The sequence below is a fragment of the Microbacterium sp. genome, from assembly GCF_035277845.1.
Lineage (GTDB): Bacteria > Actinomycetota > Actinomycetes > Actinomycetales > Microbacteriaceae > Microbacterium.
In genome coordinates this window covers 1-17,538 of sequence record NZ_DATEJS010000359.1, presented here as the reverse complement: position 1 = coordinate 17,538, position 17,538 = coordinate 1, and the positions used below count along the sequence as shown (strand labels likewise).

The following is a 17,538-nucleotide window of genomic DNA, read 5'->3' as shown; positions in this document are numbered from 1 at the left end:
GACTGCTCGACGTAGACGATCAGCGCGATGATGACGAGCCCGACGAGGATGACGAGCAGGAACACCTCGAAGCCGCGCGACTGCCAGATCGACCACAGCGCGGCCGGGAAGGTCGCCGCGATCGAGGTGAAGATGAGGATCGACATGCCGTTGCCGACGCCCTTCTCGGTGACGAGCTCGGCGAACCACATGATGAGGCCGGTGCCGGCGGTCATCGTGAGGATCATCAGCAGCTGCGCCCACCAGGCGTCGTTGGTCAGCAGCTGCTGGCAGGATGCCGCCGGGCTGTTGCCGAAGAGCTGACCGCTGCGGGCCACCGTGACGAGGGTCGTCGACTGCAGCAGCGCGAGGGCGATCGTGAGGTAGCGGGTGTACTGGGTGAGCTTGGCCTGGCCGGCCTGGCCCTCTTTGTAGAGCGTCTCGAAGTGCGGGATCACCACGCGCAGCAGCTGCACGATGATCGTCGCGGTGATGTACGGCATGACGCCGAGCGCGAAGATCGACAGCTGCAGCAGCGCCCCGCCCGAGAAGAGGTTCACCAGCGAGAGCAGGCCCTGGGTGCCGGAGCTGTCCTTCAAGCACTGCTGTGCGTTGCTGAAGTCGACGAACGGCGTCGGCACATGTGCGCCGAAGCGATAGATCGCGATGATCAGCAGGGTGAAGCCGATCTTCCGACGCAGATCCGGGGTGCGGAAGACCCGCCCGATGGCGCTGAACAAGAGGTTTCCTCCAGAGGGGATGCCGGTACGACAGTGCGCACCGGCTACCAGGCTAACCCAAGAGGGGACTGGAGCATGCTCCAGTCCCCTCTGCGAGTGGTCTTACTCGGCGACCGTGACGGTTCCGCCGGCGGCCGTGATCTTCTCGGCAGCCGAACCCGAGACCTTGTCGACGGTGACGTTCAGCTTGACCGAGATGTCGCCGGTGCCGAGCACCTTGACCTTCTCGTTCTTGCGGACGGCACCCTTCGCGACCAGGTCGGCGACGGTGACGTCGCCGCCGGCCGGGTACAGCTCGGCGAGCTTCTCGAGGTTGACGACCTGGTACTCCACGCGGAACGGGTTCTTGAACCCGCGCAGCTTCGGCGCACGCATGTGCAGCGGAAGCTGACCGCCCTGGAAACCGGGACGAACCTGGTAGCGGGCCTTCGTACCCTTGGTACCGCGACCCGCGGTCTTGCCCTTCGAACCCTCACCGCGACCCACGCGGGTCTTGGCGGTGTTGGCACCGGGGACCGGCCGCAGGTGGTGAACCTTCAGCACGCCCGGACGGGCGGCCGTGGCTTCCTTCTTCTCAGCCATTAGTCGATCTCCTCAACCTTGACGAGGTGGGCGACGGTCTTGACGTAGCCGCGCGTCTGCGCGTCGTCGGGACGGACGACCGAGTCGCCGATCCGCTTGAGACCGAGCGAACGCAGCGTGTCGCGCTGGTTCTGCTTCTCACTCACCTTGGACTTTGTCTGCGTGACCTTCAGACGGGCGGCCATCAGGCACCTACCTTCTGCTCGCGCGCAGCGGCGGCCAGCTCGGCCTCGGCGCGGATGAGACGGGCCGGGGCGACCTGGTCGAACTCGAGGCCACGACGCGCGGCGACCGCACGCGGCTCCTCGAGCTGCTTCAGGGCCTCGACGGTCGCGTGCACGATGTTGATCGTGTTCGACGAACCGAGCGACTTCGACAGGACGTCGTGGATGCCGGCGCACTCCAGGACGGCGCGCACCGGGCCACCGGCGATGACACCGGTACCGGCAGCGGCCGGGCGGAGGAGCACGACGCCCGCGGCGGCCTCACCCTGCACCGGGTGCGGGATGGTGGAGCCGGAACGGGGCACGCGGAAGAAGTTGCGCTTGGCCTCTTCGACACCCTTCGAGATGGCCAGGGGCACCTCGCGGGCCTTGCCGTAGCCGACGCCCACGACGCCGTTGCCGTCGCCGACGACGACGAGCGCGGTGAAGCTGAACCGGCGACCGCCCTTGACGACCTTCGAGACGCGGTTGATCGTGACGACGCGCTCGAGGAACTGGCTCTCGTTGCGGTCGCGCGACCCACGGTCGTTGCGGGGGTTGCGCTCGCGGCCGCCGCGGCGGGGCTCGCGCTCACGCTGCGTGTCGGCAGCGGCCTCGGCCGGAGCCTGGCTGGCGTCGGTCACTTCGGTTGCTCCGTTGGTGTTGGTTGCATCGCTCACAGGTTCAGACCTCCTTCGCGGGCGCCGTCGGCGATCGCCGCGACCCGTCCGGCGTAGCGGTTGCCGCCGCGGTCGAACACGACCTCGTCGACACCGGCGGCCTTGGCGCGCTCGGCGACCAGCTCGCCGACCTTGCGGGCCTTGGCGGTCTTGTCACCGTCGAGCGCGCGCAGGTCGTTCTCGAGGGTCGAGGCGGATGCCACGGTGTGGCCCTTGCTGTCGTCCACGACCTGCACGAAGACGTGACGCGCGGAACGGGTCACGACGAGGCGGGGACGCTCGGCGGTGCCGACGACCTTCTTGCGAAGGCGGGCGTGACGACGCGCACGCGCGTCGGACTTCGACTTCACAGCCATGATTACTTACCAGCCTTTCCGGCCTTGCGACGCACGACCTCGCCGGCGTAGCGCACGCCCTTGCCCTTGTACGGCTCGGGCTTGCGGATCTTGCGGATGTTCGCAGCCGCCTCGCCGACGGCCTGCTTGTCGATGCCGCTGACGGTGAGCTTGTTGTTGCCCTCGACCGTCAGGGTGATGCCTGCCGGCGGGTCGACCAGCACCGGGTGCGAGAAGCCCAGCGCGAACTCGACGGACGAGCCCTTCTGCTGCACGCGGTAACCCGTGCCGACGACCTCGAGGCCCTTGGAGTAGCCCTGGGTGACGCCGATGATGTTGTTGTTGATCAGGGTGCGGGTCAGGCCGTGCAGCGAACGCGAGGCGCGCTCGTCGTCGGGGCGGGAGACCACGACCTGGTTCTCCTCGACCTTGACCTCGATGGGGCGCGCGACGGTGAGCGCGAGCTCGCCCTTCGGGCCCTTGACCGCGACGTCCTGGCCGTCGACCGAAACGGTCACGCCGGCGGGGATGTCGATGGGAAGACGTCCAATACGCGACATGTCAGATCACCACACGTAGGCGAGGACTTCCCCACCCACGCCCTTCTGCTCGGCCTGACGGTCGGTGAGAAGACCGGAGGAGGTGGACAGGATCGCGATGCCGAGGCCGCCGAGGACCTTGGGCAGCTCGGTCGACTTCGCGTAGACGCGGAGGCCGGGCTTGGAGACGCGCTTGATGCCCGCGATCGAACGCTCGCGGTTGCCGCCGTACTTCAGCTCCATGGTCAGGGTCTGACCGACGCGGGCGTCGGCGACGGACCAGTCGGCGATGTAGCCCTCGAGCTTGAGGATCTCGGCGATGTGGGTCTTGAGCTTGGAGCTCGGCAGCGAGACCGTGTCGTGGTGCGCCGAGTTCGCGTTGCGCAGACGGGTCAGCATGTCTGCGACCGGGTCTGTCATCGTCATGATGTGTTCCTTTGATCAGTGGTTTCGGATGCCGTTACACGACAGCCGACCTTCTTGAGGCACCGGTCGTTGAGCGAGCGAAGCGAGACGAAACGCGGCTCGACGACCGGTCTGGGAGTGCTATTCAGTTGTCTGAACAGCGGGATGCCTGGGCACGCGTCCCAGGCATCCCACCATTCTGTCAGATCACGCCTGAGCGTCAGCCGACTGGAACGGGAAGCCGAGCGCCTTGAGCAGCGCGCGACCCTCGTCGTCGGTGTTCGCCGAGGTGACCACGGTGATGTCGAAGCCGCGGACGCGGTCGATGCGGTCCTGGTCGATCTCGTGGAAGACCGACTGCTCCTGCAGACCGAAGGTGTAGTTGCCGTGACCGTCGAACTGGGCGCCGGACAGGCCGCGGAAGTCGCGGATGCGCGGCAGCGCCAGGTTCACGAGACGGTCCAGGAACTCCCAGGCACGGTCGCCGCGCAGCGTGACGTGCGCGCCGATGGGCTGCCCCTCGCGCAGCTTGAACTGCGCGATGGACTTGCGTGCCTTGGTGACGATCGGCTTCTGGCCGGTGATCTTGGTGAGGTCGTCGACCGCACCATCGATCACCTTGCTGTCGCGAGCCGCCTCACCGACACCGGTGTTGACGACGACCTTGACCAGGCCGGGGATCTGCATGACGTTGGCGTAGCCGAACTCGTCCTGCAGAGCCTTCCGGATCTCGGTGTTGTACTTCTGCTTCAGGCGGGGCTGGATCTTGCCAGCCTCCACGGCAGTGTCAGTGCTCATCAGAGGTCCTTGCCGCTCTTCTTGGCGTAGCGCACGCGGACGGTGCGCTTGTGGCCGTCCTTGATCTGCTCCTCGACGCGGTGACCGACACGGGTCGGCTTCTTCGTCTCGGGGTCCACCAGGGCCACGTTGGAGATGTGGATCGGCGCCTCGAACGTCTCGATGCCGCCGGTCTTGGTGCCGCGCTGGGTCTGGCCGACGCGGTTGTGCTTCGTGATGTAGTTCACGCCCTCGACGATCACGCGGTTCTGCTCGGACAGGATCTCGAGGACCTTGCCCTGCTTGCCGCGGTCACCGCCCTTGTCCTGCTTCTTGCCGGTGATGACCTGGACGAGATCGCCCTTCTTGATCTTCGCCATGATCAGATAACCTCCGGGGCGAGCGAGACGATCTTCATGAACTTCTTGTCACGAAGCTCACGACCGACCGGTCCGAAGATGCGGGTGCCGCGGGGCTCCCCGTCGTTCTTCAGGATGACGGCGGCGTTCTCGTCGAACTTGATGTACGAGCCGTCTGCGCGGCGCGTCTGCTTCACGGTGCGGACGACGACCGCCTTGACGACGTCGCCCTTCTTCACGTTGCCACCGGGGATGGCATCCTTCACCGTGGCGACGATGACGTCGCCGAGACCCGCGTAGCGGCGGTTCGAGCCGCCGAGCACGCGGATGGTGAGGATCTCCTTGGCACCGGTGTTGTCGGCGACCTTGAGTCGGGATTCGGTCTGGATCACTTTGCCTTCTCCAGGATCTCGACCAGACGCCAGCGCTTCGTGGCCGACAGCGGACGGGTCTCGTTGATGAGGACGAGGTCGCCGATGCCGGCGGTGTTGTTCTCGTCGTGCGCCTTGACCTTCGACGTGCGACGGATGACCTTGCCGTAGAGGGGGTGCTTCACGCGGTCCTCGACCTCGACGACGATCGTCTTGTCCATCTTGTCGCTGACGACGTAGCCGCGGCGCGCCTTGCGGTAACCACGGGCGTTCTCGTCGCGGACGTCGTGCTCGGCGTGCTCGTGGCCGGCCTCGGCCGTCTTGTCTGCAGCAGCCATCACTCAGTCTCTTCCTTCACGGCCTCGGAGGCGTCATCCGCCTTCTTGGCCTTCTTCACTTCGTCTCGCTCCGCTCGCTCAGTGCGGCGCTTCGCCTTCGTCGTCTCGACGGGCGCGGGCGTGGCACGGATGCCGAGCTCGCGCTCACGGATGACGGTGTAGAGCCGCGCGATGTCGCGCTTGACCGCACGGATGCGGCCGTGGCTCTCGAGCTGGCCGGTGGCCGACTGGAAGCGCAGGTTGAACAGCTCCTCCTTGGCCTTGCGCAGCTCGTCAACGAGGCGCTGGTCCTCGAACGTGTCCAGCTCGCTGGGGGCGAGCTCCTTGGTGCCGATCGCCATTACGCGTCGCCCTCCTCGCGCTTGATGATGCGTGCCTTCAGGGGCAGCTTGTGGATTGCCCGCTGCAGGGCCTCACGGGCCAGCTGCTCGTTGACACCGGCGACCTCGAAGAGGACGCGGCCGGGCTTGACGTTGGCGACCCACCACTCGGGCGAGCCCTTACCGGAACCCATGCGGGTTTCGGCCGGCTTCTTGGTGAGCGGACGGTCCGGGTAGATGTTGATCCACACCTTGCCGCCACGCTTGATGTGACGGGTCATCGCGATACGAGCGGACTCGATCTGACGGTTGGTCACATACGCCGGGGTGAGCGCCTGGATGCCGAACTCGCCGAAGGTGACCTTCGTGCCGCCGGTGGCCTGGCCGCTGCGGCCCGGGTGGTGCTGCTTGCGGTACTTGACTTTACGGGGGATAAGCATTACGCCGATGCTCCTTCTGCGACAGGGGCCTCGTTGCGCGGGCCACGGCGGCGGTCGCCGCGGTCGTCACGACCGCGGGACTTCGGCGCGTTGGCCTGCTCGCGTGCGAGCTCCTTGTTGGTCAGGTCGCCCTTGTAGATCCAGACCTTCACGCCGATGCGGCCGAAGGTGGTCTTGGCCTCGTAGAAGCCGTAGTCGATGTTCGCGCGCAGCGTGTGCAGCGGCACACGACCCTCGCGGTAGAACTCCGACCGGCTCATCTCGGCGCCGCCGAGACGGCCGGAGACCTGGATGCGGACGCCCTTGGCGCCGGCGCGCTGCGCGCCCTGCAGGCCCTTGCGCATCGCGCGGCGGAACGCCACGCGGGCGCTCAGCTGCTCGGCGATGCCCTGGGCGACCAGCTGCGCGTCGGCCTCGGGGTTGCGCACCTCGAGGATGTTCAGCTGGATCTGCTTGCCGGTGAGCTTCTCGAGGTCGGCGCGGATGCGCTCGGCCTCGGCGCCGCGGCGACCGATCACGATGCCCGGACGGGCGGTGTGGATGTCGACGCGGACGCGGTCACGCGTGCGCTCGATCTCGATGTTCGAGACGCCGGCGCGGTCGAGCTGCGTCTGCAGCAGACGACGGATCTTGATGTCCTCGGCGACGTAGTCGGCGTAACGCTGGCCCGGCTTCGTCGAGTCCGAGAACCAGCGCGACACGTGGTCGGTCGTGATTCCGAGGCGGAAGCCGTACGGGTTGACCTTCTGTCCCATTACTTGCTCGCCTTCTTGTTGCTGTTCTCGGCCAGTTCGGGCGTCGCGAGCACCACGGTGATGTGGCTCGTGCGCTTCTTGATCTGGAACGCGCGGCCCTGGGCGCGGGGCTGGAAACGCTTGAGCGTCGTCCCCTCGTCCACGAACGCGTTCTTCACGAACAGGTCGCGCTCGTCGAGGTACTCGCCGGCGTTGTCCGCCTTGACGCGGGCGTTGGCGACGGCCGACTCGACCAGCTTGTAGATCGGGTCGCTCGCGCTCTGCTGCGCGAACTTGAGGATCGCGAGGGCCTCTTCGGCCTGCTTCCCCTTGATGAGGGCGACAACACGACGAGCCTTCTGAGGGGTCACGCGGATGTGTCGCACCTTGGCGATGGACTCCACCATTTCTCTCTCCTCTTGCCCCCGCGTCAGCGGCGGCGGCCCTTCTTGTCGTCCTTCACGTGGCCGCGGAAGGTGCGGGTGGGCGCGAACTCGCCCAGCTTGTGGCCGACCATCGTCTCGGTGACGAACACCGGGATGTGCTTGCGGCCGTCGTGCACGGCGATCGTGTGGCCGAGCATGGCCGGGATGATCATCGAGCGGCGCGACCACGTCTTGATGACGTTCTTGCTGCCGGCTTCGTTCTGCACGACCACCTTGCGAAGCAGGTGCTCGTCGACGAAGGGGCCCTTCTTGAGACTGCGAGGCATCTTCTCTTACTCCTACTTGCGCTTCTTGCCGGCGTTGCGACGACGCACGATGTACTTGTCGCTTTCCTTGTTCGCGTGACGGGTGCGGCCCTCAGCCTGACCCCACGGCGACACCGGGTGACGACCACCGGACGTCTTGCCCTCACCACCACCGTGCGGGTGGTCGACCGGGTTCATGGCGACACCGCGGACGGTCGGGCGGATGCCGCGCCAGCGGTTGCGGCCGGCCTTGCCCCAGTTGATGTTCGACTGCTCGGCGTTGCCGACCTCGCCGATCGTCGCGCGGCAGCGCGCGTCGACGTTGCGGATCTCGCCGGAGGGCATGCGCAGCTGAGCGTACGGACCGTCCTTGGCGACCAGACGCACCGAGGCGCCGGCCGAACGGGCGATCTTCGCCCCGCCGCCGGGACGCAGCTCGATGGCGTGGATCACGGTACCGGTGGGGATGTTCTTCAGCGGCAGGTTGTTGCCGGGCTTGATGTCGGCCGAGGCGCCCGACTCCACGATGTCACCCTGCTGCAGCTTGTTCGGCGCGAGGATGTAGCGCTTCTCGCCGTCGAAGTAGTGCAGCAGCGCGATGCGCGCGGTGCGGTTGGGGTCGTACTCGATGTGCGCGACCTTGGCGTTGATGCCGTCCTTGTCGTTGCGACGGAAGTCGATGACGCGGTACTGGCGCTTGTGGCCACCACCGATGTGGCGGGTGGTGATGCGGCCCTGGTTGTTGCGGCCGCCGGTCTTCGACAGCGGACGCAGCAGCGACTTCTCAGGCGTCGACCGGGTGATCTCGGCGAAGTCGGCCACCGACGAGCCGCGACGACCGGGCGTCGTGGGCTTGTACTTGCGAATAGCCATGTGTTCTGTCCTCTATCCCGACTGTCAGCCGACGGCCGTGAAGATGTCGATGGTGCCCGACTTCAGCGTGACGACGGCGCGCTTGGTGTCCTTGCGCTTGCCGATGCCGAAGCGGGTGCGGCGGGCCTTGCCGACGCGGTTGAGCGTGTTGACCGAAGCGACCTTGACGCCGAAGATCTTCTCGATCGCCAGCTTGATCTCGGTCTTGTTCGCACGGGGGTCCACGATGAACGTGTACTTGCCCTCGTCGATCAGGCCGTAGCTCTTCTCAGAGACCACCGGCTTGAGGATGATGTCGCGCGGGTCCTTGTTCTGCGCGTTGTCCAGCGCGGTCATGCCGAGACCTCCGAAGTAGCGGCGCTCTTGGACGCGACGAAGGCGTCGTAGGCTGCCTTGGTGAAGACGATGTCGTCGGAGACGAGCACGTCGTAGGCGTTCAGCTGGTCGAAGCTCAGCACGTGCACGTACGCGAGGTTGCGGACGCTGAGGACGGTCAGGTCGTCTTCGCGGTCGATGACGACGAGCACGTTCTTCTGGGCGCCGAGACCCGAGAGCACGGCGGCGGCGGCCTTGGTCGAGGGCTTGCCCTCGATGCCGAAGGACTCGACGACGTGCAGACGCTCACCGCGCGCGCGGTCGCTGAGCGAGCCCAGCAGAGCGGCGGAGATCATCTTCTTGGGGGTGCGCTGCGAGTAGTCGCGCGGCTTCGGGCCGTGGACGATGCCACCACCGGTGTGCTCAGGTGCGCGGATCGAGCCCTGACGCGAGTTGCCGGTGCCCTTCTGCTTGAAGGGCTTGCGGCCCGAGCCGGAGACCTCACCGCGACGCTTGGTCGAGTGGGTGCCCTGACGCGCTGCGGCGAGCTGCGCGACGACGACCTGGTGGATCAGGGGGATGTTCGTCTTGACGTCGAAGATGTCGGCGGGCAGCTCCACGGAGCCGGCCTTCTTGCCGTCGGCCTTCACGACGTCGAGCGCGAGAGTCGAGTCAGCCATGTTCAGGCACCCTTCACTGCGTTGCGGACGTAGACGATGCGGCCACGAGCACCGGGGACGGCGCCCTTGACGAGCAGCAGACCCTTCTCGGCGTCGACGGCGTGCACCGTGAGGTTGAGGACGGTCACGCGCTCGCCACCCATGCGGCCGGCCATGCGCATGCCCTTGAAGACGCGGCTGGGCGTCGAGGAGGCACCGATCGAACCGGGCTTGCGGTGGTTGCGGTGAGCACCGTGCGAAGCGGAGACGCCCTTGAAGTTGTGGCGCTTCATGACACCCGCGGTGCCCTTGCCCTTGCTGGTGCCGACGACGTCGACCAGCTGGCCGGCCTCGAACAGGCCCTCGACCGACAGTTCCTGACCGAGTGAGTAGTCAGCGGCGTCGGCGGTGCGCACCTCGGTCACGTGGCGGCGCGGCGTGACGCCGGCGGCCTCGAAGTGACCGGTGAGGGGCTGGGTGACCTTGCGGGGGTCGATCTGGCCGGCGGCGATCTGGACGGCGTTGTAGCCGTCCTTCTCGAGGCTGCGGACCTGCGTGACCACGTTGGGCGCGATCTCGATGACGGTGACCGGGACGAGCTTGCCCTGGTCGTTCCAGACCTGCGTCATGCCGAGCTTGGTGCCCAGCAGACCCTTGGAAATCTTGTTGTTGATGTCAGCCATGTCGAACCTCAGAGCTTGATCTCGATGTTGACATCGGCCGGAAGGTCAAGGCGCATCAGCGAGTCGACGGCCTTGGGCGTCGGGTCGACGATGTCGATCAGACGCTTGTGGGTGCGCATCTCGAAGTGCTCGCGGCTGTCCTTGTACTTGTGGGGCGACCGGATGACGCACACGACGTTCTTCTCGGTCGGAAGCGGCACGGGGCCCACCACGGTGGCGCCGGCACGGGTCACGGTGTCGACGATCTTGCGCGCCGAGCTGTCCAGCCCCGCGTGGTCGTACGACTTCAGGCGAATGCGGATCTTCTGTCCCGCCATTTGTCTGCTCACTCTCTTTCTCGCGTCATACGTCGTGAACGCATTGGACGCACGATGGTGGATGCGCTGCTGCGCTCCCACCAGGGCACTCACACCCGCTGGGCGGGTGATGCTGCACCACTGTTCTGATGTCAAACCGGAGCCGCGGCATGCCGAGGCGTCCGGCATCCTGCCCCCTGACGCACGGATGCGCCTGCTCTCGCAGGAAAGGGAGTCGGGATCAGTCGCACTTCGTCTCGGGCTTCGCCCTCGCTCAGTACTCGTTCTGCTGCCCGCGGCCCAGGTTCTCGCGCTCGGTGGCGCCGCCCTGTGCACTGCCCTGGCAGTGATCCGCCGCACGCCTGAGCGCGCCGCAGAATGTGGAACCTGACTAGTCTACGTGTCGCCCGGGCGTGTCGCAAACTCGGGCGTGTCGTGCGCGTGTCACTGCGGGTGACTCGGCGGGAACAGCGCGTTGCAGCTGCCGGCGACCGAGACCGGGGTGCCGGTGACCGTCGGCGAGAAGCGCACCGACAGAGGTCCGAGGTCGCCCCGCGGCACCGTCGAGGTGAACGAGACCTTCTTCGTCTTGCCCATCGGCAGGGTGACGGAGATGCTGCGCGCGTCGCGGCCGAGCTCGGTTCCGGACCGGGTCCAGAAGGCGAGATCGCCCTGCTGCGGATGGCTCGTGATGGTGCCGCCGGGAAGCGCGAAGCCGAGCACGTCCAGCAGCATCGTGGTGCTCGGGATGTGGTACACCCAGTTGCGCCCGCCGAGCGTGAACGCGTTGAGCTGGGGCCCCGGCACCGAGCTCGTCATCGTGACGGTCGTGGTGACCGTGCGGGCGACGGCGTCGCACGTGACCGAGGTGCGCGTCTTCAGGTAGTACTCGAGCTTGCTGTGCGACGAGTCGTTGAGGTACACCCCGACCTGCGAGACCTTCGCGTTGCTGCCGAGCAGGATGCCGTCGGTGCCGGTCTGCACCGACAGCGCCTGCTCGGCCGGCCGGGTGAACCAGGCGTAGATGCGCTGCTGGGAGATGCCCCACTGGAATGCGGCGAGCATCCGGGTGGGGCTCCAGCCGCCGGCGGCGATCCGGTTGAAGACCCGCGAGGTCACCTGTCCGAAGTACGCGTCGGAGCCCTTGGTGTCGCGGCCGAACCGCGCATACACGTCGCTCAGCAGCAGCTTCACGGCGTTGCCGGACCCGATCTTCGAGCCGTCCGGCAGCGAGACCGGACCGGTCACCTGCAGCATGCGCGCCAGCGCCACGGGGTCGACCGAGACGACCCCGTCGAGCTTCGTGTGGGTGACCTTCGTCCACAGGCCCGAGAACAGCTTCGCCGTCGTGGGGAAGTCGGGGGTGCGGGTGAAGTTCTGCGCGTAGAGCGTGTAGTCCCACTCGTACAGCTTGCGGGTCTTCGCCGGCAGCGGGTACGGCGATCCCACTCCGGTGTACTCGGCGACCTTGTACGCCCGGGTCTGCGCGTCGTCGACGAGCTTCATCCGCCCGTTGTGCACGATGAGGATGGCCGTGTTGGCGGCGTTGCCCCCGGTGGCGCGGATCTCGGCGTTGTTCTGGAAGATGATCATGTACCGCCGCGCGCCGTGGCCACCGGCGAGGTCGATCAGCGTCGGCAGGTTCTTCTCGACGTCCGCGAGGGCGGGCCCGGCCTGGTCGATGATGTCCAGGAGCTGACCGATCGAGCCGTCCACCGCGGGGTTGAGGGTGCTGCGGTCGATCCCCGCGACGGCGGCCTGCGCGTCGGCGAACGCGTGCCGCAGCACGGGCAGGTCGGCCGCGGCCTCCTGGATCGGCTTCAGGTTGATGCCGCCGCCCGCGACCTTGAGGGTCTTGAGGTTCAGCGTGGTCACCAGCTTCACCGCGGCGGGCAGGGCCTCCTTCGCGAGGATCTGCGCGGCCCTCGTGGTGTCCTGGATCGCCGCGACGTTCTGCCCGATCACCGGGATCTTCACGGCGACGTGCCAGAGCGGCCCCTGCACGGTCGCGTTCGCGTGGGTCGTGTGCGACAGCGCGTTCTCGCTGGCCGCGAGCAGCTGCGACGTGTCGCCGGTCTGCACGGCGCCGGTGATGGTGCCGAGCTCGGTCTTCGCGGCGACGAGGTCGTCCTTCACCGACAGGGCCTCCCGGACGAAGAGGAATCCCACGACGCCGATCACCCCGAGCACCAGCAGCACGCATGCGAGGGTGATCCACGGCCAGCGCCGATGGCGCCGGCGACGACGACCGGGACCGTCGGACGAGTGGCTGTGCGGGGCGCTGCTGGACACGGGACCATCAAATCAGCCGGATGCCCCGGCCACGATGTGAATCTGCTTCGCGGGAGCCCCGTGTCGCGGCCCCGGGCGTCAGCGGCGGTACAGCCGTCGCGCGGCCGCGCGGACGCCGACGGCGAGCAGCAGCCCGATGGCCCCGCCGAGACCGTTGGAGAGCACGTCCCGCGGATCGGCCACCCGGTCGGGCAGGAACAGCCCCTGGGTGATCTCGATCGCCGTCGAGAACGCGGGCAGCACGAGCAGTCCCCACCACACCCGGCGGGATGGCAGGGCGAGGGCGAGCAGCATCCCGAGGGGCACGAACATGCCGATGTTCGCGGTGAACTCGAGTTCGGCGAACCCGAACGACGCCGGGACGCCGAGCGTGTGCAGCACGGTCAGGATGCGGTAGGCCGTGCCGTCGACCCCGTAGTCCTGCAGGTCGGGCGCCATCGTGATGCACAGCACGAACGCGGTGTACGCGGCCAGCATCCCGCGCACCGTCCAGGATCGGGCGCGGCGGCGGGAGGCGGTGAGGAGCGGCTCGGCGTGCATCGGCCTCAGTCCAGGAAGAGGGCGCGCAGGCGCCGGGTGGTGAACACGAGCCCGATCGCGATCATCAGCACGTAGTAGCCGAGGTGCACGAGCATCGTCCAGTCGAGGAGCCCCGTGGTGAGCCCGCGCACGAGCTCCACGCCGTGCCAGAGCGGGAAGGACATCACGATCCACTGCACCCACCCCGGGTAGACGGTGATCGGGTAGAAGGTCGCCGAGAACAGGAACATGGGCAGCAGCACGAAGTTGATGAGGTCCATCTGCTGGAAGACCTTCATGTAGCTCGTGACCGCCATGCCGAGCGACGCGAAGCCGAACGCGATGACGAGCACGGCCGGCAGCGCGAGGATCGCCGTCCAGGCGAGGTTGAGCCCGAAGATCTCCATGATGACCATGAAGCCCGCCGCGTACACGAGGCCGCGCAGCATGGCGTAGAGGATCTCGCCGAGGGCGACGTCGAGCGGTCCGAGCGAGGTCGCCAGCATCCCCTCGTAGAGCTTCGCGTGGCGCAGCTTGAAGAACACGTTCCACGTGGAGTCGTAGATGGCGCCGTTCATCGCCGAGACCGCGAGCAGGGCAGGCGCGATGTAGGCGGCATACGAGATGTCGCCGGCATCCGTGTGGATCCTGCCGACGAGCGACCCGAGGCCGATGCCCATCGAGGCGAGGTACAGCACCGGCTCGAAGAAGCCGGAGAGCACCACGGCCCAGCTCGAGGAGCGCGCGGCGATGAGGCCGCGCTGCACGACCGAGCGGGGGTTGCCCGCGTAGAGCGCTCGCACTCCCCCGGCCCGCAGGCGGGCGGCGCGCGCCGGCGTCAGGACGGTCATTCGCCGAGCCTCCGTTCGTACCGGCGCCGGGCCAGCAGGTACCCGGTGAGCGCGAGCGCGCCGAGGTACGCGACGTGCACGACGGTGAGCCACACGGGCTCCTGGGCGCCGTAGGTGAGCACGCGGCCGAGCTCGGTGGCGTGCCACAGCGGCGAGATCCAGCCGATCCACTGCAGCCAGACCGGCAGCGCGGTGAGCGGGTAGAACGTGCCCGAGAACAGGAACATCGGCATGAAGACGAACCGCTGCACCAGGGCGAACTGGCCCATCTCGTTCGTGATCGACGCGGCGTAGGCGAGCAGCGGCATCCCGAACGCCAGCGCCGCGAGGATGCCGACGGGGATCGCCAGCCACCCGGTTCCGCCGTGCGGCACGGCCCGGAACAGCACGAGGAACACGAAGTAGCCGCCCACGGCGGTGAGCACCCGCGCGGAGGCCCCGATCACCACGCCGGACGCGATCTGCGCGGGGGCGATGGGCGACGCGCTGAACCCGTAGTAGAAGCGGCGCCACTTGAAGCCGTCCATCACCGGGTAGCTGAACTCCTCGCTTGCGACCTGGATGCCGGCCGTCATCAGCAGTGCGGGCGCGACGAAGGTGAGGTAGCCCACGGAGCCGCCCCAGGCATCCGTGACCTCGCCCCTGATGAGCGAGGCGAGCCCGACCGCGAGGCCGAGCAGGTACAGGATCGGCTGGCCGAGCGCGCCGATGATGATCGTCCAGCCGTACGCGCGCATGGCGCGGACCACGTGCTCGGCGACATACAGCGAGCCGCTGCGACGCGGCCTGCGGCCCCAGGCCAGGGCCTCGGCGCGCAGCTCGGCGAGGCCCGGCTGCGCGCGGACGGCACCCGGAGCGGAGGTGCGGGAGGCGGCATCCGTCATTCGATCAGCGACCTTCCGGTCAGCCGCAGGAAGACGTCTTCGAGCGAGGATCGGCGCACAAGGCTGGTGAGCGGCTGAAGGCCCCGGCCGGTGACCGCCTCGAGGGCCGCCTCGCCGTTGTGCGCGTAGATGAGGATGCGGTCGGGCAGCACCTCGACGCGGTCGCCGATGCCCTGCAGCTGCGTGGCGGCCTGCGCGTTGTTGCTGGCGCCGAAGCGCACCTCGAGCACCTCGCGGCTGGAGTGGTCGCGGATGAGGGATGCCGGGGTGCCCTCGGCCATGATGCGCCCCTTGTCGACGACGATGAGCCGGTCGCACAGCTGCTCGGCCTCGTCCATGTAGTGCGTGGTGAGCACCAGGGTGGTGCCGCGCTCCTTGAGACGGAACAGGCGGTCCCAGAGCACATGCCGCGCCTGCGGATCGAGACCCGTGGTGGGCTCGTCGAGCAGCAGGATGCGCGGGTCGTTCACGAGGCCGCGGGCGATCGTGAGCCGGCGCTTCATGCCGCCGGAGAGGGCGTCGACCTTGCTGGCGGCCTTGTCCTCGAGCTGCGCGAACGCCAGCAGCTCATCGGCCTTCGCGTGGCAGTGCTTGGCCGGCATCCCGAAGTACCGGCCGTAGATGAAGAGGTTCTCGCGGCAGTTGAGCTCGCCGTCCAGGTTGTCCTGCTGGGGGACGACGCCCAGGCGCGAGCGGATCTCGGGGCCGTGCCGATCGGGGTCGAGGCCGAGGATGCTGAGGTCGCCGCCGGAGCGGGTCGACACCGCGCCGATCATCTTCATCGTGGTCGACTTGCCCGCGCCGTTCGGGCCGAGCAGTCCGAACGACTCCCCCGGTGCGACCTCGAAGTCGAGCCCGTCGACGGCGAGGAAATCCGCCGCGCCCTTGACCTTGTAGGCCTTGCGGAGGTTCTTGGCGGAGATGACGGATTCGGGCACCGGACGAGTCTACGGCGACCCTCAGACATCGGCTCCGGCGCGGCGCCGCGTCCGGGACGAGGCGCCGCGCGAGCCGGTCGGCCGGGTCAGTACCAGCCGGTGGACTGGGAGTGTCCCCAGGCCGCGCAGGGCGAGCCGTAGGTGCCCTTGATGTAGTTGAGACCCCAGCGGATCTGGGTGGTGGGGTTGTTCGCCCAGTCCGGGCCGGCCGACGACATCTTCGAGCCGGGCAGCGCCTGCGGGATGCCGTAGGCACCGGACGGGTTCGAGGCGTGGACGTTCCAGCCGGACTCGCGGTTCCAGAGCGAGTTCAGGCACGGCATCTGGCTCGCGCCCCAGCCGTACCCGGCGAGCATGCCCTGGGCGATGGCGCGGGGGTCGGCACCGGAGTAGTTCACGACGGGGCCGGCGCTGACGGCGGCCGACTTGTGCACGACCGCCACCACGGGGTCGGGCGTGAACTTCTTCACGGTGATCGGCTTGCGCGTCGACGCGGGCGCAGCGGGCACGTGGGCCGCAGGCTGCGCGACGTGGGCCTGCTGCAGATCGATCACGGAGATCACGGTGTGGTCGGTGCTATACGACAAAGCCGCCGGAAAATCCGACGGCGAGGGGACGAAGGTGGCGGCGGCGGCCTGCTGGCTCGGCACCGCGCTGATGGCCAGAGTGGCCGCCAGGGCGAGCGCGCCACCGGCGACGGCGCGGGCGAGGGGGAAGGTGCGAAGGCGCACGGGTCTCCGATGTTCGTTGTTCCCTGCCTTGTCCAGCTCGGGCGCAGGGGCACGTCCGAGGAGCGGGAGCAGCGTTCGGGACACGGCTTCCGTGCAGGTTGGTCGCCACCGGCCCGGGCATTCGGGATGTCGGAACGCGATGGCATCCATGACGCCGTGAGGATCACGGTCGAGCCAGATTTCGGGTAAGGCCCAGGACCGTGCGCCGCGCGACGCGAGGACCCGATCACGCTAGGGACGAACCCTGGCATTTTCCTCCAAATGCCCTGGTCGGAGGCCGGATCAGCATTTGTGGAGGTACACAAAAGCCGCGGAAACACGCGGCTGGACGGGAGGTTGGAACGCGAAATGAGGAAACCGTGAGAAGCCGGATTCGGCATACCCGGCGGTCCCGATGGAATCCCATCCACCACACAGGTCACACCAGTCACACGCGGTCGGTGGATCGGTCCGCGCCGTGCACGGTCACATGACGGCCGGGCGAACGCGGTTCCCAGGGCACCCCATGCGGAACGGGCGTAGCGTCGGAGGGTTCCCTGACACCCGAGCACCGAGGCATCCCCATGTCGATGAGCGCATTCCGTCGCGGCCGCAAGCAGGAGGGCCCGCGCGCCAGCCTGAAGCAGCTGCTGCCGTACATCTTCGAGCACAAGAAGGTGATCGCCGTCGTCGTCGTGCTGTCGATCATCGGCGCGGCGGCCTCCCTCGCCCAGCCCCTGCTCGTCGGGCAGGTCATCACGCGCGTGCAGCACGCCGCCCCGCTCGGGTCGCTGGTCTGGGTGCTGGTGGCGCTCGTCATCGCGGCATCCCTCATCTCCGGCTACCAGCACTACCTGCTGCAGCGCACCGGCACCGCGGTCGTCTACTCGAGCCGACGCCGGCTCATCGCCCGCATCCTGCACCTGCCGATCAGCGAGTTCGATGCGCGGCGCACCGGCGACCTCGTCTCGCGCGTCGGCACCGACACCACCCTGCTGTACGCGGCGCTGACGCAGGGCCTCGCG

General features: G+C 67.9%; 28 protein-coding genes. 1 reads left to right on the top strand and 27 read right to left on the bottom strand.

Annotation, left to right across the window (positions count from 1 at the left end):
* The 27 genes from VJR25_RS15870 to VJR25_RS15740 all read right to left on the bottom strand — a co-directional run.
* Positions 1 to 719 (bottom strand): preprotein translocase subunit SecY (locus tag VJR25_RS15870; RefSeq protein WP_414683806.1); only part of this gene is annotated, 719 nt, incomplete at its 3' end.
* Positions 720 to 821: 102 nt separating this feature from the next.
* Entirely contained in the window at positions 822 to 1,301 is a 480-nt protein-coding gene (rplO, locus tag VJR25_RS15865; RefSeq protein WP_324116775.1) for a 50S ribosomal protein L15, read from the bottom strand.
* Positions 1,301 to 1,486: a 50S ribosomal protein L30 gene (gene rpmD / locus VJR25_RS15860; RefSeq protein WP_039402995.1), complete on the bottom strand. Its 186-nt coding sequence runs from the start codon at positions 1,484 to 1,486 to the stop codon at positions 1,301 to 1,303. The genes rplO and rpmD overlap by 1 nt, the downstream gene beginning before the upstream one ends.
* On the bottom strand, positions 1,486 to 2,184 hold the full coding sequence (rpsE, locus tag VJR25_RS15855) for a 30S ribosomal protein S5 (protein ID WP_324116772.1): 699 nt from the start codon (positions 2,182 to 2,184) through the stop codon (positions 1,486 to 1,488). Before rpsE ends, rpmD begins: the two co-directional genes overlap by 1 nt.
* A complete protein-coding gene (gene rplR / locus VJR25_RS15850; protein WP_324116771.1) occupies positions 2,181 to 2,540 on the bottom strand; it encodes a 50S ribosomal protein L18 in 360 nt (119 codons plus the stop codon). Before rplR ends, rpsE begins: the two co-directional genes overlap by 4 nt.
* Before the next feature lie 2 nt (positions 2,541 to 2,542).
* Entirely contained in the window at positions 2,543 to 3,079 is a 537-nt protein-coding gene (gene rplF / locus VJR25_RS15845) for a 50S ribosomal protein L6 (protein ID WP_324116770.1), read from the bottom strand.
* A 6-nt stretch (positions 3,080 to 3,085) separates the two neighbouring features.
* Positions 3,086 to 3,484: a 30S ribosomal protein S8 gene (gene rpsH, locus VJR25_RS15840; protein ID WP_324116769.1), complete on the bottom strand. Its 399-nt coding sequence runs from the start codon at positions 3,482 to 3,484 to the stop codon at positions 3,086 to 3,088.
* A gap of 186 nt (positions 3,485 to 3,670) precedes the next feature.
* Positions 3,671 to 4,261, bottom strand: coding sequence for a 50S ribosomal protein L5 (rplE, locus tag VJR25_RS15835; RefSeq protein ID WP_324116767.1), 591 nt, complete (start codon positions 4,259 to 4,261; stop codon positions 3,671 to 3,673).
* Positions 4,261 to 4,620, bottom strand: coding sequence for a 50S ribosomal protein L24 (gene rplX, locus VJR25_RS15830; RefSeq protein ID WP_324116765.1), 360 nt, complete (start codon positions 4,618 to 4,620; stop codon positions 4,261 to 4,263). The genes rplE and rplX overlap by 1 nt, the downstream gene beginning before the upstream one ends.
* A gap of 2 nt (positions 4,621 to 4,622) precedes the next feature.
* A complete protein-coding gene (gene rplN, locus VJR25_RS15825; protein ID WP_324116763.1) occupies positions 4,623 to 4,991 on the bottom strand; it encodes a 50S ribosomal protein L14 in 369 nt (122 codons plus the stop codon).
* Complete coding sequence (gene rpsQ, locus VJR25_RS15820; protein WP_324116762.1) at positions 4,988 to 5,308, bottom strand: 30S ribosomal protein S17; 321 nt, start codon at positions 5,306 to 5,308, stop codon at positions 4,988 to 4,990. Before rpsQ ends, rplN begins: the two co-directional genes overlap by 4 nt.
* Positions 5,308 to 5,649: a 50S ribosomal protein L29 gene (rpmC, locus tag VJR25_RS15815; protein ID WP_324116761.1), complete on the bottom strand. Its 342-nt coding sequence runs from the start codon at positions 5,647 to 5,649 to the stop codon at positions 5,308 to 5,310. The genes rpsQ and rpmC overlap by 1 nt, the downstream gene beginning before the upstream one ends.
* Complete coding sequence (rplP, locus tag VJR25_RS15810) at positions 5,649 to 6,068, bottom strand: 50S ribosomal protein L16 (RefSeq protein WP_324116759.1); 420 nt, start codon at positions 6,066 to 6,068, stop codon at positions 5,649 to 5,651. Before rplP ends, rpmC begins: the two co-directional genes overlap by 1 nt.
* Positions 6,068 to 6,823, bottom strand: a complete 756-nt coding sequence (rpsC, locus tag VJR25_RS15805; RefSeq protein ID WP_039403021.1) for a 30S ribosomal protein S3 — start codon at positions 6,821 to 6,823, stop codon at positions 6,068 to 6,070. Before rpsC ends, rplP begins: the two co-directional genes overlap by 1 nt.
* Positions 6,823 to 7,209, bottom strand: coding sequence for a 50S ribosomal protein L22 (rplV, locus tag VJR25_RS15800; protein WP_039403027.1), 387 nt, complete (start codon positions 7,207 to 7,209; stop codon positions 6,823 to 6,825). The genes rpsC and rplV overlap by 1 nt, the downstream gene beginning before the upstream one ends.
* Before the next feature lie 23 nt (positions 7,210 to 7,232).
* Positions 7,233 to 7,514 (bottom strand): 30S ribosomal protein S19, encoded by a 282-nt coding sequence (rpsS, locus tag VJR25_RS15795; protein ID WP_022889728.1) that lies wholly within the window; start codon positions 7,512 to 7,514, stop codon positions 7,233 to 7,235.
* 12 nt (positions 7,515 to 7,526) lie between these two features.
* Positions 7,527 to 8,366, bottom strand: a complete 840-nt coding sequence (gene rplB, locus VJR25_RS15790; protein ID WP_324116754.1) for a 50S ribosomal protein L2 — start codon at positions 8,364 to 8,366, stop codon at positions 7,527 to 7,529.
* Positions 8,367 to 8,390: 24 nt separating this feature from the next.
* Entirely contained in the window at positions 8,391 to 8,702 is a 312-nt protein-coding gene (gene rplW / locus VJR25_RS15785) for a 50S ribosomal protein L23 (RefSeq protein WP_324116752.1), read from the bottom strand.
* Complete coding sequence (gene rplD, locus VJR25_RS15780; RefSeq protein ID WP_324116750.1) at positions 8,699 to 9,361, bottom strand: 50S ribosomal protein L4; 663 nt, start codon at positions 9,359 to 9,361, stop codon at positions 8,699 to 8,701. The genes rplW and rplD overlap by 4 nt, the downstream gene beginning before the upstream one ends.
* A 2-nt stretch (positions 9,362 to 9,363) precedes the next feature.
* On the bottom strand, positions 9,364 to 10,023 hold the full coding sequence (gene rplC, locus VJR25_RS15775) for a 50S ribosomal protein L3 (RefSeq protein ID WP_324116748.1): 660 nt from the start codon (positions 10,021 to 10,023) through the stop codon (positions 9,364 to 9,366).
* An 8-nt stretch (positions 10,024 to 10,031) separates the two neighbouring features.
* Positions 10,032 to 10,340 carry a 30S ribosomal protein S10 gene (gene rpsJ, locus VJR25_RS15770; protein WP_039403048.1) on the bottom strand — a complete coding sequence of 103 codons (309 nt, stop codon included), beginning with the start codon at positions 10,338 to 10,340 and terminating at the stop codon, positions 10,032 to 10,034.
* A gap of 423 nt (positions 10,341 to 10,763) precedes the next feature.
* On the bottom strand, positions 10,764 to 12,611 hold the full coding sequence (locus tag VJR25_RS15765) for a DUF4012 domain-containing protein (RefSeq protein WP_324116745.1): 1,848 nt from the start codon (positions 12,609 to 12,611) through the stop codon (positions 10,764 to 10,766).
* Positions 12,612 to 12,689: 78 nt separating this feature from the next.
* The gene (locus tag VJR25_RS15760) at positions 12,690 to 13,151 is read right to left on the bottom strand and encodes a VanZ family protein (RefSeq protein ID WP_324116743.1); all 462 of its coding nucleotides are present in this window, start codon (positions 13,149 to 13,151) and stop codon (positions 12,690 to 12,692) included.
* A gap of 5 nt (positions 13,152 to 13,156) precedes the next feature.
* Positions 13,157 to 13,981: an ABC transporter permease gene (locus tag VJR25_RS15755; protein WP_324116741.1), complete on the bottom strand. Its 825-nt coding sequence runs from the start codon at positions 13,979 to 13,981 to the stop codon at positions 13,157 to 13,159.
* Positions 13,978 to 14,865, bottom strand: a complete 888-nt coding sequence (locus VJR25_RS15750; protein ID WP_324116739.1) for an ABC transporter permease — start codon at positions 14,863 to 14,865, stop codon at positions 13,978 to 13,980. The genes VJR25_RS15755 and VJR25_RS15750 overlap by 4 nt, the downstream gene beginning before the upstream one ends.
* On the bottom strand, positions 14,862 to 15,803 hold the full coding sequence (locus tag VJR25_RS15745) for an ABC transporter ATP-binding protein (protein ID WP_324116737.1): 942 nt from the start codon (positions 15,801 to 15,803) through the stop codon (positions 14,862 to 14,864). Before VJR25_RS15745 ends, VJR25_RS15750 begins: the two co-directional genes overlap by 4 nt.
* An 86-nt stretch (positions 15,804 to 15,889) precedes the next feature.
* Positions 15,890 to 16,534 (bottom strand): transglycosylase SLT domain-containing protein, encoded by a 645-nt coding sequence (locus tag VJR25_RS15740; RefSeq protein ID WP_324116736.1) that lies wholly within the window; start codon positions 16,532 to 16,534, stop codon positions 15,890 to 15,892.
* A 563-nt stretch (positions 16,535 to 17,097) separates the two neighbouring features.
* On the opposite strand from VJR25_RS15740, the gene VJR25_RS15735 reads away from it, so the two are divergent.
* Positions 17,098 to 17,538, top strand: a 441-nt coding sequence (locus tag VJR25_RS15735) for an ABC transporter transmembrane domain-containing protein (protein ID WP_414683805.1), incomplete at its 3' end; no start/stop codon positions are given.

What these genes read in the sequence shown, in the direction of transcription:
- rplO (WP_324116775.1), bottom strand. Translation starts at nt 1,301, where the DNA reads ATGGCTGAGAAGAAGGAAGCCACGGCCGCCCGTCCGGGCGTGCTGAAG.
- rpmD (WP_039402995.1), bottom strand. Translation starts at nt 1,486, where the DNA reads ATGGCCGCCCGTCTGAAGGTCACGCAGACAAAGTCCAAGGTGAGTGAG.
- rplR (WP_324116771.1), bottom strand. Translation starts at nt 2,540, where the DNA reads ATGGCTGTGAAGTCGAAGTCCGACGCGCGTGCGCGTCGTCACGCCCGC.
- rplF (WP_324116770.1), bottom strand. Translation starts at nt 3,079, where the DNA reads ATGTCGCGTATTGGACGTCTTCCCATCGACATCCCCGCCGGCGTGACC.
- rpsH (WP_324116769.1), bottom strand. Translation starts at nt 3,484, where the DNA reads ATGACGATGACAGACCCGGTCGCAGACATGCTGACCCGTCTGCGCAAC.
- rplE (WP_324116767.1), bottom strand. Translation starts at nt 4,261, where the DNA reads ATGAGCACTGACACTGCCGTGGAGGCTGGCAAGATCCAGCCCCGCCTG.
- rplX (WP_324116765.1), bottom strand. Translation starts at nt 4,620, where the DNA reads ATGGCGAAGATCAAGAAGGGCGATCTCGTCCAGGTCATCACCGGCAAG.
- rpsQ (WP_324116762.1), bottom strand. Translation starts at nt 5,308, where the DNA reads ATGGCTGCTGCAGACAAGACGGCCGAGGCCGGCCACGAGCACGCCGAG.
- rpmC (WP_324116761.1), bottom strand. Translation starts at nt 5,649, where the DNA reads ATGGCGATCGGCACCAAGGAGCTCGCCCCCAGCGAGCTGGACACGTTC.
- rplP (WP_324116759.1), bottom strand. Translation starts at nt 6,068, where the DNA reads ATGCTTATCCCCCGTAAAGTCAAGTACCGCAAGCAGCACCACCCGGGC.
- rpsC (WP_039403021.1), bottom strand. Translation starts at nt 6,823, where the DNA reads ATGGGACAGAAGGTCAACCCGTACGGCTTCCGCCTCGGAATCACGACC.
- rplV (WP_039403027.1), bottom strand. Translation starts at nt 7,209, where the DNA reads ATGGTGGAGTCCATCGCCAAGGTGCGACACATCCGCGTGACCCCTCAG.
- rpsS (WP_022889728.1), bottom strand. Translation starts at nt 7,514, where the DNA reads ATGCCTCGCAGTCTCAAGAAGGGCCCCTTCGTCGACGAGCACCTGCTT.
- rplB (WP_324116754.1), bottom strand. Translation starts at nt 8,366, where the DNA reads ATGGCTATTCGCAAGTACAAGCCCACGACGCCCGGTCGTCGCGGCTCG.
- rplW (WP_324116752.1), bottom strand. Translation starts at nt 8,702, where the DNA reads ATGACCGCGCTGGACAACGCGCAGAACAAGGACCCGCGCGACATCATC.
- rplD (WP_324116750.1), bottom strand. Translation starts at nt 9,361, where the DNA reads ATGGCTGACTCGACTCTCGCGCTCGACGTCGTGAAGGCCGACGGCAAG.
- rplC (WP_324116748.1), bottom strand. Translation starts at nt 10,023, where the DNA reads ATGGCTGACATCAACAACAAGATTTCCAAGGGTCTGCTGGGCACCAAG.
- rpsJ (WP_039403048.1), bottom strand. Translation starts at nt 10,340, where the DNA reads ATGGCGGGACAGAAGATCCGCATTCGCCTGAAGTCGTACGACCACGCG.
- VJR25_RS15760 (WP_324116743.1), bottom strand. Translation starts at nt 13,151, where the DNA reads ATGCACGCCGAGCCGCTCCTCACCGCCTCCCGCCGCCGCGCCCGATCC.
- VJR25_RS15755 (WP_324116741.1), bottom strand. Translation starts at nt 13,981, where the DNA reads ATGACCGTCCTGACGCCGGCGCGCGCCGCCCGCCTGCGGGCCGGGGGA.
- VJR25_RS15750 (WP_324116739.1), bottom strand. Translation starts at nt 14,865, where the DNA reads ATGACGGATGCCGCCTCCCGCACCTCCGCTCCGGGTGCCGTCCGCGCG.